The organism is Corynebacterium striatum ATCC 6940 (assembly GCF_000159135.1).
Lineage (GTDB): Bacteria > Actinomycetota > Actinomycetes > Mycobacteriales > Mycobacteriaceae > Corynebacterium > Corynebacterium striatum.
Map to the genome: position 1 here is coordinate 168,459 of NZ_GG667520.1, position 3,032 is coordinate 171,490.

Annotated in this window: 3 protein-coding genes; 1 reads left to right on the top strand and 2 read right to left on the bottom strand. The window is 49.1% G+C overall.

What is annotated here, in order from left to right; genetic code table 11:
- Positions 1-46: 46 nt before the first annotated feature.
- On the top strand, positions 47-238 hold the full coding sequence (locus HMPREF0308_RS14380; protein WP_304364697.1) for a hypothetical protein: 192 nt from the start codon (positions 47-49) through the stop codon (positions 236-238).
- A 400-nt stretch (positions 239-638) separates the two neighbouring features.
- Here HMPREF0308_RS14380 and HMPREF0308_RS03105 read toward each other — a convergent pair whose 3' ends face one another.
- On the bottom strand, positions 639-1,232 hold the full coding sequence (locus HMPREF0308_RS03105) for a hypothetical protein (protein ID WP_005528621.1): 594 nt from the start codon (positions 1,230-1,232) through the stop codon (positions 639-641).
- A 7-nt stretch (positions 1,233-1,239) separates the two neighbouring features.
- Complete coding sequence (locus tag HMPREF0308_RS12945; RefSeq protein ID WP_005528623.1) at positions 1,240-2,931, bottom strand: LGFP repeat-containing protein; 1,692 nt, start codon at positions 2,929-2,931, stop codon at positions 1,240-1,242.
- Positions 2,932-3,032: the final 101 nt, after the last annotated feature.

The window sequence follows — 3,032 nt, forward strand, 5'->3', positions numbered from 1 at the left end:
GGCACTTATGCCTGCCCTCAACGCGGCGGGAGCAGCGTGAATTGCGGTGAAACAGTTTTCACCGCTGCCGACGGCCTATTCTATGACAACAGCGATGGGGCATGTGATACAAGCAGAAAAGTTGAGGTCGATCCCAGAAGCCGATTGTACGTTTGAAGCTGCGGATACCGAAGCAGCTATTAGTCGTGAGCACACAATGTGGATGGCATCCAGGACCGGGAGAGAACCGAAAACGTAAACCTAGACGGCACTTGGTGAGGAAAGAGGATTCTTTCTATCGTTATTAAGAGTGCCTACCGCCCGAACAAACTCAAGAGTCCTATCGCTCAAGTGGTCTCGTTCGCTAAGGGCTCCCAGCTCTTTGCTGGTATTTTCTTATGTCTGCGTCTAATGCCCAGTGAGTGAGCGATGCAAAACCGCGTTGAACTCAGGAATGTCGGCTTCTCTTCTTCCTCGAGGGCGATTCTTACTGTCTGCAGCAAGGATTGCATTGCCCACGCGCCCAAGGCCAGGATAGCGATGGCCACGCTAACAAAGTCCAGGCTTGATTCTCATTATCAGCATGGCCCCAGCCAATGGGGCGTTTGGCAAAAGAGACTTCTAATTAGTCGCTCACCCCTTCGAAAGGTTTGGAGTTTCTATTCCACAGTACAACCCGGAGGGCGACTATTTGCAGGTCCATCCTTGAACGCATCTAGTGTTACTTCGTCCAACGTAATCGGATCATGGGTCCCGGCGACGTAATTCTGGACTAAAAGCGTGCCACGGGGATGATTCTCGACTTCTGCAATCGTGATTCCACTGAGTTCAGGCACAAATCGGTGCTCATCTTCGCCTCCCTTGTACGTGATTGGGATGACCCAAAACTCTAACTGCGGGTCCGCGATAATCGAGTTCAGTACTGGAGGATTATTGGATGTAGAAGCCGGTAATCGAAGCTCAACGTACCCACCTTGTGGGTGCTTGAGGTTGATCCGTTCACTGAGGGGCGGATCTCCGGGAGTGGTTGATTGAATGAGAAGCTCTACTGATTCAACCTGAATATCACAAGCAATCATATGAACAGTGACACTGCCCGTTTGATCTAGAGAAACAGCGATGTTTCCGGATGGGCTAGCCTCAGCCATCTGATCGAGACCGTCGAAAAATCCACACCCAGACAACGTTAGCCCCAAAAGAACCGAGACGAGCAAAACGGGTCGCTGCCAATTCTTAAGTTTTATTTTTAACATTCTGCCGCTACCTATTCATATTTTTAACTCGTTGATAGCTGTGCATGACCGTATACGCGGAGTCGACAAATCCTCTGCAACGAGTGAATGAACTGTTGTAGGACTCGCGGCATACATATTGCCAATCTCTCCTCAGGGCGGGGTCACATAGATTGGATCGAGCAGTGTAGTTATCCGGATTTAGACCATAGCAAAGATCATGGTAGCTGCAGGGCCCACGAAGATCAGCTGCAATCTTTGTTTTATCGTCGAACCAAAACTGAGGCGAGGGGGCCGTGCAATAGTCATGTAGCGTAGGGTTAACCCCGTTAGGGTTATATACGTATTTGCTCGAAATCGATATAGGGGACTTTATCTGAAAGGTGTAGGGTTTCCCGCTGCTATCCGTGGCAACTACTGTTCCATTTTCAGGCGGATACGCTTGATGCCCGGACTGGACAACCGGTAAGTCCAGCTGAATTTCCCTGAGAAGGTCTACTCCGTAAGCATCGCGGATGAACTTAATCAGAGTATTATCGACCAGCTTTCCGTTACTGAATGTGGTGCCTTCGTCGCCTTTCACAAAATCTCGAACACGAAGTGTTCCACCGGAAAATTCTTGGGTGATGTCAGACTCAGAATCAAGATACTCATCAGAGGTTGGAAATCCGAAGTTGCTCTTTTCGTACCCATTTTTGCCCCATTCCGAAAGTATCGCTCCTTGGACGGCGTGTGCACCCGTTTGAGGAGTCCAATAAATCATTCCGTTTTCAAATACGTTATAGCGTCCTACGCCATCCGGGGTTGTCAACTCATCACTAACAGGATATCCAAGTTCGCCAGTTTGTGCACCCATGGATTGCCATTTGTCGAAAATAGCTCCTTGAATGCTGGCTTGACTTGCCGGTAGCGCATTGTGAGTGTAGACGTGTCCACCTTGGAAATCTTGTCTGTACCAAGCATTACCCTGGGCAATGTCACTTGTTATGGGGTAGCCAAGAAATCCACCCTCCCAGCCATGCCGTTCCCAGACCTTGGAAACTGGAATGCTGACCGTATGCGCTCCAGTCTCGGGTCGCCAGTAAATAAATCCATTAACAAACTCTGAGCGTTTCCCAATTCCATCAGGATTGGTGAGTTCATTAGATTTAGGAAGGAGGAGGAAGCTGGTCGGTCCACCGATACTGTCATACTTTTCCTTGATTAGACCGCATACTTCGAAACTTGTAGGCCAGTACACTCCGCAACCTTGACGGGCATTCAAAGTCGGTGCGGTTGGGGAGGCGAGCTGTGCTTCTCGGATTTCAGCCTGGTCAGCTTCAACTTTGCTGACGCCGGCAGGAATATCTTCCATGTCAGAACGCATCTGACCAGGAACCAGTTTATTCTTTGGATCTGAGGTTGGATGCCACTCTGCTAGCCCCTGCGGATTGAGTTCGTCTTCCGTGGCTTGATTGACCTCATACCACTCAGCGCCGGGTGGGGTCGGAATATCCCATTGTGCAAATGGCCCGTCTCCTATGTGTGAAGTATCCGCTTCATTATCGGAAATAGGGGACTGATCAGAAATAGGGGACTGAGGAGTTTCTGATAGATGTTGCTGTTGGTTCTGGCGAGACGAGCCAGAAAAAGATGATTGGGCTACCGCAGTGGCGGGCATGCTACTTAACAACATGCCCGCTATGACAACGGCAAGACTCTTTCGAGAGAGAATTTTCATTGTGGTCCTTTGATGATTTGAGAAGAGAGTTCTTCTAGAACGGCATAATAGATATTGCTATGTCATTTCGTAGCCAAACGAGAAAACTTCTTTATTTTCTA